The sequence below is a fragment of the Streptomyces sp. NBC_00316 genome, from assembly GCF_036158715.1.
Lineage (GTDB): Bacteria > Actinomycetota > Actinomycetes > Streptomycetales > Streptomycetaceae > Streptomyces.
Window position 1 is genome coordinate 350,293 of record NZ_CP108023.1, and the last position, 14,133, is coordinate 364,425.

Genomic DNA, 14,133 nt, shown 5'->3' on the forward strand with positions numbered 1-14,133 from the left:
CCGTCGTTCGATATCGTCACAGCCGCCCATTTGCCCTCTTCGGGAGGGATGGTGGAAAACCGAGTGCGACAGGACGGCGCCCGTGAACGCGATGCCCGGCTCGATGGCCGAAGACCCCGACAGCGGAATGCTGCTGATCCCTGCGAACGACCCCGAGTTCTCGCACGGCGTGGCTCTGCGGGACGACGCGGATGCTGCCTACCGCTCGTTCATCCGTCACAGCCTTTCGGCAGGCTGGGAGAAGAACATCTTCAGGGCGGCCATGGCCGGGCGGTCCGAGAAGCAGACGGTCGTGCCCGTGCTGGTGCAATTCGTCCCCCGCCCGGACAACGACTACAACCCCAAGGCGATCAGCGTGGCCGCCCCGCCGCCCTTGGGAGGTACGGACCACGAGCGGCACATGGGCTACATGTACGACCGGAACCTGGTGTCGCTCGGCGGCCCTCTCCGAAGCCTGGTCGCCGTCTCCGACCGCCCGGTCGGCTGCCACGCGCTCGTCGAGGTCCATGAGGTGGACGACCGCTGGGGCGACGTGGAGGAGCAGCTCGGCGATGCCCTCACGGTTCAGGGTTCGGGGCGCACATACTCGGTGGGCTCCCTGCGCCTCAGGCTGCCGTGGTGGGAGGACCTCCAGGCGGTGGTGGTCTCCCACACGCGCAGGGTTCGGCCGGATCTGGTCCTGCCGTTCATCGGCCACTGGACGTCCTACAGCCCGGGCGCCCGTGAAGAACTTCTTCGCCGGATCGACCGGAAGGAATTCCCCGTGACCCTCCGGGTCGAGAAGGGCACGCTCCTGGCCTGCTACGAGGACCTCGAGCTGTCCGTCCTGGTGCCCAGCGGCAGGGACTTCTTCGACCGGACGATGCAACGGGTTCAGGAACTGGGCGGTACGGCCACGGCCCACGCCGAGGAACATCAGGGGGCGCTGATGTTGTTCGTGGAGGACAACTCGACGCTGCCCGGCACCTGATCCGCCGAGGCCGCGTCCCATCCCGTCGCCGGGGCCGCGCGGTGGGCACGGACCCGGTTGCCATCGCGCTCAGGGCCGCTCGCGCTGGAGGGCCACGACGGCCATGTCGTCGTCCAGCGGACCGGCCACGTGGGCCTGCAGGTCCTCGGTCACCGCCTCCACGAGCTTCCCCGGGCACCGGTCGGCCCAGGCTGCGGCGCGCTCGAGCAGCGGATAGAAGGTGCCGTGCCGGTCGCGGGCTTCGGTGACGCCGTCGGTGTAGAGCAGCAGACGGTCGCCCGGGGCGAAGGCGAAAGTGGTGGGAGTGTAGGCGCTCTCGACCAGGCTCCCCAGGCCCAGGGGCGGTGCCGGCTGGGCGACGCTCAGAAGAGTCGCGGTGCCGTCGTGCAGCAGGAGCGGGGGGAGGTGCCCACAGCTGACGATGTGTACAAACGGTTCGCTGTCCGGAATCTCGACGACGGCCGCTGTCACGAACCGTTCACCGACGTCGGCGTCGGCCCGCGGGTCGGAGTACTCCGCCAGGCCCCAGCGAACGCTCGCCTCCAGAGTGGCGACCAGCTCGGGCAGCGGCGCCTGCCGGTGCGCCGCGGCGCGGAAGGCGCCGAGAACCGTCTCGGAGTCGCCGATCGAGCCGAGGCCCTTGCCGCGTACGTCGCCGATGAGCAGTCGCGTGGCGTTGCCGGCGCGGGCCACGGCGTACACGTCACCGCCGAGGCGCGCTCCCGACTCGGCGGACCGGTACGCCGAGGCGATGGCAACCGGTCCGACGCGCTTGGGCAGCGATCGCAGCACGACACCCTGAGCCGCCTCGGACACCCGGCGCAGGCCCGCAATCTCGAACTGCCCCCGTTCCCGCAGATGACTGATGAGCACCAAAAGCACCGAGAGCAGGACCAGGGAGGCGAGCTGCACGAGGACGTTCTCGGTGCTCAGAGTCCTTCGCTCGGCTGCGGCAGCGACAAGTGCCAGCACAGCCAGGAGGGCGATCGCCGCGCCACGCCGGGGGCCCGAGAAGGCGGCGACGAGTGCGACGGGAACCACCAGGAAATGGGCGAGGTGAATATTCTGCGGCAGGAAGAAATCCGCAATCGGCACGGCCACGATCAGCCCCGCCGACACCACGGGCAACACATACCCGCCCGCCCCCCTGGGCTCCCGCATCGTCGACAGACGGGACCACCAGCACACCAGACTCATCCCTTACCGCGCTCTGATCCGGCGCGACCGAGGACACTCGTTCTGTCTTTGGTGCCAACGCGAGAAGGAACCGTTTTCTTCCTGATGAATGCTGTCCTCCTGCGCAACGGTCACAGTCAGGCGTCCTTCGGCGACGCCGAGCTTCGAGTCGCGGCCACAGGGGTTGCGGGGGCGGAGGTGAAACCTGAGACAGTCACGGGCAGTGTCGGACGCGCTGGGCCTTGAAGACGCGGAGCCATACCTCGCTGACCCTGTCTGTCCTGCACCGGGCGCCGGATTCCTGCCTGGTCATCGGTCCGGCGTCCGCGGCATTGCTGTCGGATACGACCTGTGGCGCACCGTTTCCGTGGGTGGATGCTCGACCGCTGAGGGCAGTCCCCCACGCTGGATCGGCTGCGTCGGATCCGGGAGCCGGAGATCCGCGAGCGGCAGGAAGCCCGGGCCGGGGAGCGCGCGGGCCGAGCGATCCTGGAGGATCCAGCCGTGACGGACCGGCAACATCGCGATGCTGCACCGTGCGGGGGGACTTCCTTGCCGTCTCGCCGCGTCGACCTGCACGAAGGCCGTGCTGTCACCGACCCCATCGGAGGGTCTACCGCGTCAGTCCCGCGCGCACCCGGGCTGTTCGCACGGCGGCGGACAGTGCGTCGATGTCGTACGCACCGCGGTGCAACAGGCCGTTGATGAAGAAGCTGGGGGTTCCTGACACCCCGCTCAGGTCGGCCGATTCCGTGTCCTCGGCGACCCGGACAGCCCCCGCGTGTGTGCGCAGACTGCGATGGAAGCGCTGGGTGTCCAGACCCAGTTCGGTCGCGTAGCGCATCAGGTCGGGCGCCCGGAGTGCCCCTTGGTGCTCCAGGAGAAGGTCGTGCATCTGCCAGAAGGCCCCCTGATCCGCGGCAGCCTCGGCCGCCTCGGCGGCGAGTTGCGCGCTGGGATGGACGTCGGTGAGCGGCAGATGCCGCCACACGTAGCGCAGATCGCCGAAGTCGGCGAGAAGGTCACGGACCACGGATTCGGCCTGGCCGCAGTAGGGGCATTCGAAATCGGCATACTCGACCAAAGTCACCGGAGCGGTCATCGGGCCCCGGACATGGTCACGATCGGGGTCGACCGGGACCGCGAGATCGATCACCCTCTCGGCCGTGCCGAAAATTGCCCGTGCGCGCCGCCGCGGCGGCATGAGGCTGATCGCCGTCGCCACGAGGCAGGTTGCGAGGAAGGAACAGACCACCGCGCCCAGGATGCCCACCTTCGCCTCTTCGAGCCGGTCTCCGTCGAAGGCGAGCGCTGAGATCAGCAGGGCAACGGTGAACCCGACCCCGGCGATCGTGCCGCCCCCGGCGAGGGCGCCCCAACCGACCGGAGGCCTCAGCCGATTGCGGCTCAGCCGGGTGAGCAGCCAGGAGGCACCGGTGATGCCCACCGGCTTGCCGGCCAGATAGCCGAGCAGGATGCCCAACGTGACCGGGGACGTCGCCGCCCGTGACAGCAGTCCCGCGTCGAGGGTGATACCGGCGTTGGCGAGGGCGAACAGTGGCACGATCACATAGCTCGTCCATGGGTGGTACAACCGCTGCAGCCGTTCGTTGGGCGACAGCGCCGACGCGAGTCCGTGGCGCACCGAACGCTCCAGTTCAGGCGTGGGCTGCTCACGGAACGAGATGAACAGATCACTCGCGCGTTCCAGGTCGCTGCGCGCCGCCGGGTAGGCATACGTCAGCAATCCCATGGCCAGGCCCACGACCACCGGATCGACACCGGACTTGAGCAGGGCGACCCAGGTCGCGACCCCCATCAGCAGAAACGTCAGTCCGTGGCGCACGCCCACCGCCCTGACCAGCAGGATCAGGACGAACAGGGCCACGGCGGTCAGCAGGGCGGGGACGGTGATGTCCTCGCTGTAGACGAGGGCGATGACCACCAGGGCCAGCAGGTCGTCGACCACGGTCACCGTGAGGATGAACGTGCGCAGCGCCACGGGGAACCGTCGTCCCAGGATCGCCAGCATGCCCAGGGCGAATGCGGTGTCCGTGGACATGGCCGCCCCCCATCCGCGGGCGGAGTCGCCGTCCGCGTTGAACGCGAGGTAGATCCCGACGGGAACGATCATTCCCGCGAGCCCCGCGGCCAATGGCAGCATGACCCGCTGCCGCTCCCGTAGCTCGCCCATGTCGAACTCCCGGCGCGCTTCCAGCCCGATCACGAAGAAGAAGAACGTCATCAGGCCGCTGTTCACCCACTCGCGCAGGTCCAGCGACACCCCTGCCGATCCCAGAGTCACCGACAGATGCGTCTCCCAGAAGGATGTGTACGCCCCGGGGGCCGCGTTCGCCCACATCATGGCCGCCACCGTGGCGGCCAGCAGCACCGCCGCACTGCCGGACTCGGTCGTGAGGAACGCGCGCAGCGGTGTCCGGCTCCCCGGGGCGTGTGTGCTCTGCTCCCAGAAGGGAGAAGGGGAGGAAAGATCATGTGTCACGGGGCCATCATCGCGTGCCGAATGACGTCGACGATGCACTGCTCGCCCGGCGTCCCTCGTGGTTGCTGTCGGATTCGCCCTTCGACGATGACCACGGGGCGACCCGGGCACCCGAAGGAGCCGGCCTGGCGGCGAACAGCGCTTGGTGGTCGATCCGCGGTGTCGTCGTCCTTGTGACTGCAGGAGTGGAGGACCCCGGACGAGGCATGTGCCCTTCTTCCGGTGGCGGCCGGCACTCGGACCGGTGCTGATCGGGTGTCCGCAGCGCCGGTGCGCGGCCACGCCGGGATTCCCGAGCTCCGACAGGTCGACCTGCGACTGCTCGACGAGGAGCCCGGAAACCGATTCACCTGGTGGCTCGTCCTGGGAGGCGAGGCCAAGTGGATGGGAAGCCATAGTGGAGCAGGCGGACAGCGGTGCGACTTCGACGGTGCGCGCTGCAGCGCAGCGGTGGGCGAGGCGTGGAGCTCCGGGCGAGGACGCGAACAGCGGCGTCAGGGGCCGGTCGGCCTGGGCGCGGGGGCGGGTGCTCGCCGCGCTCGCGGTGCTGACGGCCGGGCTGCTGGCGTTCCACCGGGCCGTGCCCAACTCCGTGGGCCGCTCGGGCAGTCTGCTGGAAGCGTTCCTGCCGTGGCTCGGACTGGTGATCGTGGTGCTGCTCGGCGTGGCGCTGCTGCGCCGTTCGGCCATCGCGCTCGGGGCCCTGCTCATGCCGGTGGCGGGCTGGATGTACCTCTTCGGGGGCCTGTTCCTGCCCGAAGCGAAGCCCGGCACGCACGACCTGGTCGTGGTGCAGCACAACGTAAGCGACGAAAGCACCGACCCGGCAGGCACCGCGCGCGCCCTGGCTGATGCCGAGCCCGACCTCATCGCACTGGAGGAGTTGGTGCCTCCGGCGCTGCCGGTCTACGAGAAGGCCCTCGCCCCGGACTACCCGTACCACACGGTCCGGGGCACGGTCGGACTCTGGTCGAAGCATCCGCTGACCGGCACCCGGCTGTTGGACATCAGACCCCAGGGGATCGCGGGGGCCTGGAGTCGCGGGCTGCGGACGGTGGTCCACACCTCGCACGGCGAGATCGGGGCATACTTCGCGCACCTGCCCTCGGTCCGGATCCGGGCGAGCGGTCTCGCATCCTCCCGGCGCGACGAGAGCGCCGAACTGCTGGGCAAGGCCGTCTCCGCCGAGAAGCTGAAAACGGTGATCCTTCTGGGCGACCTCAACGGCACGGTCGACGACCGCGGGCTGGCCCCGCTGACCTCACGGATGAACGTAGCGGAACGCGGCTTCGCCTTCAGCTTCCCCGCTGCCTTGCCGCTGGCCCGTATCGACCAGGTCATGGCCCGTTCGGCGACCGTCGCCGACTTCCAGACCTTGCCCGCCACCGGCAGCGACCACCTGCCGGTCTCCGCCCGGATCACGCTGGGCTGAAGAGCCGGTCTCGGTGACGGCGAACCTGTGTATGTGACAACCAGCGCGTTCCGGCGCACGCGTTGCGACCGGGCGTTGCAGTCGGCCCGTTCGACCAACCGCAACGCCCGCGCTCGCCCTAGGTGCTCCGGTACGTGAGCAGATCCCCCGGCTGGCAGTCGAGGACCTGACAGATGCGGGTGAGCGTGCTGAAGCGGATCGCGCGGGCCCGGCCGTTCTTGAGAATGGACAGGTTCACGTTGGTCACGCCGACCCGGGAGGCGAGCTCCGCAAGAGTCATGCCGCGCTCGCTGAGCATACGGTCGAGATGGACCTCGATCGCATGGCTGTCGTTGTCGTCCGCCGCCATCACACCGTCCCTTCCAGATCCTCCCGCATGGTCACCCCGGCACGCATGATGCGGGCGAAGGTGAGGATGCCCAGAGCCGTGAAGACGAGAGCGTAGGGCAGCTGCAAGGATCCCAGCCAAGTGCCCGCGTCGAAGGTGTACTCCTGGGCCAGGGTCGCCAGTAGAGCCGCATGCGCGCCCGCTTCCACCACCTCTGCGACCAGGCAGCCGCACAGCAGCCACCAGCCTGCGATCTGCAGGTGCTTCGCCGTCCGTGCGGTGAAGACGCCGTGGCGTGAGGCGCCGCCTATCAGGCGGTTGAGCAGAAAGAGGACGCCCAGGACCAGCAGCCACGAGGGGAAGCCGCCGAGGAAGTCGAACAGCCGCTGGGCACTGTCGGCGTGATCGGTGCAGTACGACGGGCGGGCCATGACCTCGACCCCTGCATGGGGTCGGAACACGCCGGTGAACCCGTCCGTGCCGAAGTCCGAGCGGGACTCGGCACACACGTCCGGACCACCCCACTGCATGTGCAGCTTGGTGCCGACCAGAGGTCCCACGGCGCCGGCGACGATGCCCACGAGAGACAGTCGGTAGGCACCCCGGATCACAGTGGCGACCGGCTCCAGCAACCTGGACTCGGCACGGCCGTCATGTGACGGCGGTCCGTCCGGCAGCTCGGTCCCGTTGGCGCTCTCCACTTCGGCAGACATCCGCAACTCCACATATCGAATATCGATGTTATCGAAGAACGATAAGAGCAACTCTGCCGATCGTCAACACCGTTGAGCATCCGTCAACAACCGCCTCACTCCCCGACTCGGGCGGGGCATCACACGGGCCACCGCACACGGGGACACGCGCCGCATCCACGGCGTGACCCACGCCCTCACCAGCGGCGCATCCATGGCAGTGCGCGATTTCCGGGCCTCAGGCCGACACGGTCAGGCGGAGGGCGCGTACCGATCCGACGCCTTCGGACAGCGCGGAGGGCGTATCAAGCACCCTCTCGGCACCATCTGGTGGGTGGTCAGCTGCGTTGAGGACATCTCCGAGGACGAGATGTGGCGGCGGCTGCAGGACCCCGCATACGCCGAGGTCATGCGGGTGGCTCAGGAGACGCTGGACGCCGAGCTCAGGGGTCGGTGCCGCGGGCCCAGCAGTGCGCTCGTCAAGACATGTCCGACGACGCCCCGCTTCGAGACCGAGCTGTCATAGCATCGTCGAGACCGCGATCCCCATGAGCCAGGAGGCACCGTGAGCACGCTCGTCGACCGGCCGAACACCGCCCTGCTCGTCATAGACGTGCAGAACGGCGTCATGAAGGAGGTACATGCCCGGGACAACGTCATTGCCAACATCGGCACACTGGTCGACAAGGCGCGCGACGCCGGCATCGACGTCGTATGGATCCAGCACAACAGCGACGAACTGCCCCGGGACAGCAAGAGCTGGCAGTACGTGGCCGAACTCGTGCGGCGCGATTCCGAACCCCTGGTGCAGAAGGCCTACGGCGACTCCTTCGAGGAAACCGACCTGGAGTCGGTACTCGCCGCGCGCGGCATCAGTCGACTCCTTGTGTCCGGCGCGCAGACCGACGCGTGCATCCGCTCGACGCTCCATGGCGCGATCGCTCGCGGCTATGACGCCACGCTGGTGAGCGACGCCCACACCACGGAAGACCTGTCACCGTACGGAGCGCCATCGCCCGACAAGGTCATCGCCCATACGAACCTGTACTGGCGGTACCACACGGCGCCCGGCCGGACCGCGGGCACGGTCAACACCGCCGACGTCGACTTCGCTGTGAAATCGAGCACCTGAGACAGCGCACGACCGGCGTCGGAGCAGTTCTGCGCGCAAGGACCCCTTCCGGCGAGACCCCGGCGGCCGCAGGAGCGGCGGCGCACCCGACCACTGATGCGGGCTGCTCGGTACCGACTCGGGTGTCTCTGCCGGACCGGCCACGGGCGCCGCCGGCCCGTGGCCGGCACGCTCGAATGCGTGGCCGACGGCGATGATCGCCGTCGGCAGAGGCATCGGCGCGGAATCGCGGTCCGGGGTACAGACGGGATCCGTTGCCCATGGTGGTCACGCGCATCCGGATGAACACTATGAACGCAATGAACAGGGGTGTGGCCCCCGGTTTGTCGTCTGCCTAGCATCACAGGCCGCGGCGTACGGTGCGTCGCGAGGACGTGGAGCCGCGCCTTGAACAAGTCCAGCACGCCCACACGCATCCCCGACCGGCCCCGATCCCGCAGACGCCGCACAGCAGGGCCGGCCGCCTGCCTTGCCACGACGGTCGTCGTCGGGGTGCTCAACGCCGTTCCGAGCGCTCAGGCGGAGACCGGTGGTCCGGCACCGGTCGCATGCCCGGCCCGTCTGGCTGATCGAGCCACGTGTTACACGGGCCAGGACACCAACGGGGCCTCCTACGCGATCGCGATTCCCAGGGAATGGAACGGATCGCTCGTCATGCATGCCCATGGTGGTCCCGACCTGGGCGAGGGTTCCGACCCCGAGCGCAGCGTCGGTGACCTGGACCGGTGGTCGGTGATGGTCGACGAGGGCTATGCGTGGGCGGGGTCGTCCTACCGTCGTGGCGGCTACGGTACGCGGATGGCGGCCGCCGACACCGAGAACCTGCGCCGCCTGTTCGTGTCCGAGTTCGGCAAGCCGGAGCGGACCTTCGTGCACGGTCAGTCCTGGGGCGGGAACGTCGCCGCCAAGGTCGTGGAGACCTATGCGAAACCGCATGGCCCGTACGACGGAGCGTTGCTCACCAGCGGTGTCCTCGCCGGCGGTTCGCGGGGCTACGACTATCGCGTGGATCTGCGCGTGGTCTACCAGTACTACTGCCAGAACCTGCCCCGCCCCACCGAGCCCTCGTACCCGCTGTGGCAGGGGCTGCGCCCCTCGTCGACCCTGACGGCCACCGGGCTGCGGGCCCGTCTGCAGGAGTGCACGGGTTACGCCTCTGCCCCGCAGGAGCGGACCGCGGTGCAGCAACGCAACCTCGACGACATCCTGGCTGTCACCAGGATTCCGGAGCGCACCCTGGAGTCGCACCTGCGCTTCTCGGTCTTCACCTTCCGCGACATCGTGCACAACCGCCTCGGCGACCGCAATCCGTTCAGTAACCGGGATGTGCGGTACGTCGGTTCGCATGACGACAGGGCACTCAATGCCGGCGTCGAGCGGTTCTCCGCCGACCCTGCCGCCGTCCGCGATCTGTCGTACGACAGCGACCTCACCGGCAAGGTCTCGATCCCGGTCCTCACCATGCATGCCATTGACGACCCGACGGCGTTCGTCGAGCACGAGGCGGCCTATCGCGCCACCGTCGAAGGCGCCCACCGGGACAAGAACCTCGTACAGACCTTCACCCGCGAATCCGAACACAGCGAACTGAGCAACTCCGAGTACGCCAACTCCATTTCCGCCCTGGATCGCTGGGTACGCACCGGGAAGAGGCCGACTCCCCGGTCGATCGCCGCGTCCTGCCCCGCGTTCGACCGCACCTACGGCACAGGATGCTTGTACGACGCGGACTTCCATCCCTCCTCGTACGCTTCACGCGTCAGTCCACGCCCGGGCGCACTGAACTGGCCGGCCATGACCGCAGTGCAGGAGAAGGCGTGGAGCCGGATCCCTGACGTCGGGATCGCTCCGTGAGGCGGGTGGCGGCGCGGCCGGATGGCCCCGTCCGCGGGCCGCCAGGGCTCACCCCCGAATCGACCGCAACGACCGCCAACCGCCCCTGCGTTGGTCAACACCCCCTCGGATCCCCACTGCCCGAGGTGTCCGCGTGGACGCTACGATCGGGCCGTGACGATCACGTACGAGTGGCGAGGCGACTTCGACGACACCTCTCTCGACGCGTTGCACGCCGAAGGTTTTGGCCATCCGCCCAGCGAGGTCGCTTGGCGGGAACGGCTGGAGCGTCACAGCCTCGGCTGGGTCTGCGCATGGGAGGGCAGCTCTCTGATCGGCTTCGTCAACGTCGTCTGGGATGGCGGAACTCATGCCTTCATCCTGGACACGGTGGTGGCTGAGCAGTACCGGGCGAGGGGAATCGGCGCCGCGCTTGTCGCAACCGCAGCCGAGGAGGCCCGTGCCGCGAAGTGTGCATGGCTGCACGTCGACTTCGAAGAGCACCTACGACCGTTCTACTTCGATGCCTGCGGTTTCAAGGAGACGGCGGCAGGTCTGATCGCCCTGTAGCTCCGAGGCCCACAACCCTTCCCAGTGACCACCCACCCACCGGTGAGACATGGCTTCGCAGGGCGGCTGCGCCCCCGTCGTGCCGGGCGGTGATCGCAGGTGTTGTGGCCGATGGACGCCTGCGAGCCGCATTCTCGCTGGTGGAAATGGTTTGCCCGGCAGAGTGTCACGTGGGTAGCGTCGCCGTCCGTGACCGCGACTCTGTGCACCGACCGCCTCCTCCTGGACAGGTACCTCCCCGAGGACGAAGAGGGCTTCGTCGCCCTGTTTCAGGACAGCAGGGTGTCGCGGTGGATGGGTGACGGCCCCGCTTCCGAGGCGGCGAACCGGGCCCTGTTCCGGCGGATCTTCACGAAGGTCTACGCCCAGGACCTGTTCGACGTCTGGGCCGTTCGTCGCGACGGTCTCCTGGTCGGGCACGCCGAGATCAAGCCGAGCGACGTGGTACAGGGCTACGAGATCATCTACGCGCTGGCTCCCGAGGCGTGGGGATCCGGCCTGGGCAAGGAAGTGGCCGAAGCGATCGTCGCCCACGGCTTCCACACGCTCGGGCTGACCGAGGTGTACGCCACTGTGGCCGCACCGAACAGAGCCTCACTGACTCTGCTGGACAGGATCGGCTTCGAGCACGTCCGGGACATGGCCGAGGACGACGGCAGCACCACCCGCGTACTGAGGCGTCGTCCGGACCCGCGCGGCAGGTCCTTGCCCAGCCGGCAGGCGTGAGCGGCTCCCTGGCGGGGCCACAGCGGTAGGCAGTCGGTCAAGCAGCCCTGGCACACCGGCGACGGACCGCCGGACAGTCGGCCATACCGGGAACAACGAAGCCGGCACACCACGGAAACGTCCGGCCTACGCTGTCGGCCATGCCCGCACACAACAAGTCGTTCAGCGTGGAACCAGACATCGAGCTGCCCGTTGCCGCACCTGGCGAGGTCTGGACTGTCGGCGCCGTCATCCTCAACCCCCGTGGTGAAGCCTTCGCACAGAAGCGCAGCCCACACCGGCGTCTCTTCCCCGACACCTGGGACATCGTTGGCGGCCATGTCGAGGCCGGGGAAACACTCCTGGAAGCTCTGGCACGAGAGGTCGAGGAAGAAACCGGCTGGCGCCTCCGCCACGTCCGGCGTTTTCTGGGAACCGCTACCTGGAAAGGCGACGACGGTGCGGGAATCCGTCATGAGGCCGACTATCTCGTCGATGTCGAGGGCGACTTGGACCACCCCGCTCTGGAATGGTCCAAGCACTCAGCCTACGGCTGGTTCGGTGCCGACAACCTAGACCGCCTCAAAGAGAACCGTGAACCCGGAGAGTTCTTGATTCACGACCTGATTGCGCGGACCCTGCAAGACCGGCCGGACAGCCCTTAACCGCGACGCCCACGAGGTGTATCCGCATGCCGAAGTGCGCCCCACAAGCCGTCGCGGCGGTCGCCGCGACCTGCCTCCCGCCGAACGCCGCAAGCGCGGCCGCATCCGCGGCGTGACTCGTGCTGTCGCGCAGCGGTCACCAGGCGTTCGAGCCATTGGCACACCCGGCTGCCGGCCGATGTCACAAATCGAGTCGCCGGCTCGTCGTCCCAGAGAGCGGCATCCCACAACGGGGTGCCAGCGACACTTTCCCCACAGAAGCGGAGAAAACGTGTTCACCGCCTACGTCACGGTCACCATGCTCGGCGCGGTCTTCAACGGTGCCGCCGCCGTCACCTACCTGATCGGCCACGAATACCCCAAGACCCAGGCGGACATGAAGGGCCTGCCCCGGAAGTGGGTACCGGTGCTGGGCACGTTGCTGGCAGCGGGCACCGTAGGACTGCTGGCCGGGCTCGCCGTGCCGCTCTTCGGAACCCTCGCCGCATCCGGCCTCGTGCTGTACTTCATCGCCGCGATCATCGCCCACCTCCGGGTGGGCTCCCGCAACATCGTCGGCGGGATAGTGTTCCTTGCCACCGCGGTGGCCGCCCTGACCCTGGGCCTCGTCCACCACGGCGCCTGGTAACCCCCGGGTCCACAAGTTCAACGCCCGTCACCACAGCGGCCGTCGTCGTTCCACCTGCCCCGCCGAACCCCCGGATCACGCCCACGAGCTACTGCCGGAGCCGTGCGGGGCAGGGCCGAATTTCACCGATCGGTAGCCACCGTTCGGTGAACTCGCGCTCCATGCAGATCAGTTGCTCTCGCGGCACGCAAAGTGGTGTGCCGCATCAGTCCCCACCGCCGCGGCGAATCCCGAATGGTGATCGCCACCCGATACGCGCCCTGAGGGCTGTCCCGTAATCCCTGGTGGATCAGCGCGCGGCGTCGGATGCGGTGCATCGCAAGGCGGAGGGGCGTCCTCATTCGGGGTGTATTCGGGCGTTCCGACAACGCGGCGAGGTGCCGCAGCTGTCGTCGTGCGCCCGCCAGGGGTTACGGGACAGCCCTTAGGAGGTCGTGCTGTCGGGGTCCACCACGACGTCGAAGGACGGCGTGGAGAAGGAGTGCAGAGGGGAGTCCAGCTTCTCCGTACGCAGGATGTAGGGGCCCGGTGCCAGGTCCGGCATCTGCTGGTACCGGCCGGTGAAGTAAGGCTCGGTCCCTGTCCAGTATCCGGCCCCCAAGCTGTTCTTGAGAACCCACCCGTTGGGCAGGACGATGGCCGGGTAGACCGGGCCGAGCGCGTCCGGGGTGATGGTGAAGGCCGCCCCGGCATGAGCCTGCGCGCCCGGCGCGATGGACAGAGTGAAGGAGAAATACCGGGCGTTGAACGGCGAGCCGGCAGTCAGCGTGGCACAGCCCCGGGCGATCACGGGGCCGTCCACGACGCCGAGTTGCAGGGGGTCGGTGAAGGTGCCACTGCCGGGAACTGCGCTGCAGTTCAGGGACCGGGGTCCTGTCTTCTGCTCGACATCGTCGCCGCTGGAGCTGCCGTCGTCGGCGGTGGACTCCTCGTCCGGCGAAGGACTGTCCGCGATCGTGGGCGTCTCCTCGACCGGTTCCTGAACGGTGGGGTCGGCAGCTGGGGAGGATTCGCTGGTCTCCGGGGTGGGTGTACCGGTGTCAGGAGCGGGCCCGGAGGAGCTCGCCGCCGGCGGCGAGTCCGCCACGGTCGTCTGCTCGGGCCCGGACGAGCTGCCGCATCCGCTTGCGAGCAGCACAACACCGAGCGCCAGCATGCACTTTCGGATCATCAACGTCCCCCCACACCGAGGGCGGTCGCCCCCCGCCGGCCGCACTGTGCGCGGGATATTATCCGCTTTCCTATTCCGTATCCGCTCGTATGGGAACTTCTCCGTGCTGTCTCGCCGGCCTGCCCGGGCGCCGCTGCTCCCGCCTGATCCGGTAGGGCGCCCATGACCGCTGCTTGACGTTGCCGGCACGCGCACGCCGCATGCTCCGGTACGACCTGTACCGACCATGGAGGTCCAGGCCGGGGACTACTCCACCCGGCGGTCCCGCCCCGTCCTCCCGGGAGTCAGTGGGGCTCCCTGACTCGCATCCAGCGGCAGCACGTCGTCG

General features: G+C 68.5%; 13 protein-coding genes and 1 pseudogene. 9 read left to right on the top strand and 5 right to left on the bottom strand.

All coding sequences use genetic code 11. The annotated features are described in order from the left end of the window. Positions 1 to 82: 82 nt before the first annotated feature. The gene (locus OG878_RS01665) at positions 83 to 970 is read left to right on the top strand and encodes a hypothetical protein (protein WP_328885055.1); all 888 of its coding nucleotides are present in this window, start codon (positions 83 to 85) and stop codon (positions 968 to 970) included. A gap of 69 nt (positions 971 to 1,039) precedes the next feature. On the opposite strand, the gene OG878_RS01670 is transcribed toward OG878_RS01665, so the two are convergent. Next, entirely contained in the window at positions 1,040 to 2,131 is a 1,092-nt protein-coding gene (locus OG878_RS01670) for a PP2C family protein-serine/threonine phosphatase (RefSeq protein ID WP_328885056.1), read from the bottom strand. Between the two features lie 628 nt (positions 2,132 to 2,759). Then, entirely contained in the window at positions 2,760 to 4,649 is a 1,890-nt protein-coding gene (nhaA, locus tag OG878_RS01675) for a Na+/H+ antiporter NhaA (RefSeq protein ID WP_328885057.1), read from the bottom strand. A 526-nt stretch (positions 4,650 to 5,175) separates the two neighbouring features. Between nhaA and OG878_RS01680 the strand changes: the two genes are divergently transcribed. Next, positions 5,176 to 6,081 (top strand): endonuclease/exonuclease/phosphatase family protein, encoded by a 906-nt coding sequence (locus OG878_RS01680; protein WP_328891100.1) that lies wholly within the window; start codon positions 5,176 to 5,178, stop codon positions 6,079 to 6,081. Between the two features lie 118 nt (positions 6,082 to 6,199). On the opposite strand, the gene OG878_RS01685 is transcribed toward OG878_RS01680, so the two are convergent. After that, positions 6,200 to 6,430, bottom strand: a complete 231-nt coding sequence (locus OG878_RS01685) for a helix-turn-helix domain-containing protein (RefSeq protein WP_328885058.1) — start codon at positions 6,428 to 6,430, stop codon at positions 6,200 to 6,202. Further along, positions 6,430 to 7,122: a DUF2975 domain-containing protein gene (locus OG878_RS01690; protein WP_328885059.1), complete on the bottom strand. Its 693-nt coding sequence runs from the start codon at positions 7,120 to 7,122 to the stop codon at positions 6,430 to 6,432. The genes OG878_RS01685 and OG878_RS01690 overlap by 1 nt, the downstream gene beginning before the upstream one ends. A 253-nt stretch (positions 7,123 to 7,375) precedes the next feature. Here OG878_RS01690 and OG878_RS01695 point away from each other — a divergent pair. The 7 genes and pseudogenes from OG878_RS01695 to OG878_RS01725 form a co-directional block, all read left to right on the top strand. Continuing rightward, positions 7,376 to 7,627 (top strand): annotated as a pseudogene (locus tag OG878_RS01695) (hypothetical protein); the annotation flags it as partial. Positions 7,628 to 7,666: 39 nt separating this feature from the next. Next, entirely contained in the window at positions 7,667 to 8,233 is a 567-nt protein-coding gene (locus OG878_RS01700) for a cysteine hydrolase family protein (protein WP_328885060.1), read from the top strand. A gap of 387 nt (positions 8,234 to 8,620) precedes the next feature. Continuing rightward, positions 8,621 to 10,087: a hypothetical protein gene (locus OG878_RS01705; RefSeq protein ID WP_328885061.1), complete on the top strand. Its 1,467-nt coding sequence runs from the start codon at positions 8,621 to 8,623 to the stop codon at positions 10,085 to 10,087. Between the two features lie 153 nt (positions 10,088 to 10,240). Continuing rightward, on the top strand, positions 10,241 to 10,636 hold the full coding sequence (locus OG878_RS01710) for a GNAT family N-acetyltransferase (protein ID WP_328885062.1): 396 nt from the start codon (positions 10,241 to 10,243) through the stop codon (positions 10,634 to 10,636). A 189-nt stretch (positions 10,637 to 10,825) separates the two neighbouring features. Beyond that, on the top strand, positions 10,826 to 11,362 hold the full coding sequence (locus OG878_RS01715) for a GNAT family N-acetyltransferase (RefSeq protein ID WP_328885063.1): 537 nt from the start codon (positions 10,826 to 10,828) through the stop codon (positions 11,360 to 11,362). 140 nt (positions 11,363 to 11,502) lie between these two features. Then, positions 11,503 to 12,006 carry an NUDIX hydrolase gene (locus OG878_RS01720; RefSeq protein ID WP_328885064.1) on the top strand — a complete coding sequence of 168 codons (504 nt, stop codon included), beginning with the start codon at positions 11,503 to 11,505 and terminating at the stop codon, positions 12,004 to 12,006. A gap of 271 nt (positions 12,007 to 12,277) precedes the next feature. Next, positions 12,278 to 12,634: a DoxX family protein gene (locus OG878_RS01725; protein ID WP_328885065.1), complete on the top strand. Its 357-nt coding sequence runs from the start codon at positions 12,278 to 12,280 to the stop codon at positions 12,632 to 12,634. Between the two features lie 424 nt (positions 12,635 to 13,058). On the opposite strand, the gene OG878_RS01730 is transcribed toward OG878_RS01725, so the two are convergent. Next, a complete protein-coding gene (locus OG878_RS01730; RefSeq protein ID WP_328885066.1) occupies positions 13,059 to 13,805 on the bottom strand; it encodes a hypothetical protein in 747 nt (248 codons plus the stop codon). Positions 13,806 to 14,133: the final 328 nt, after the last annotated feature.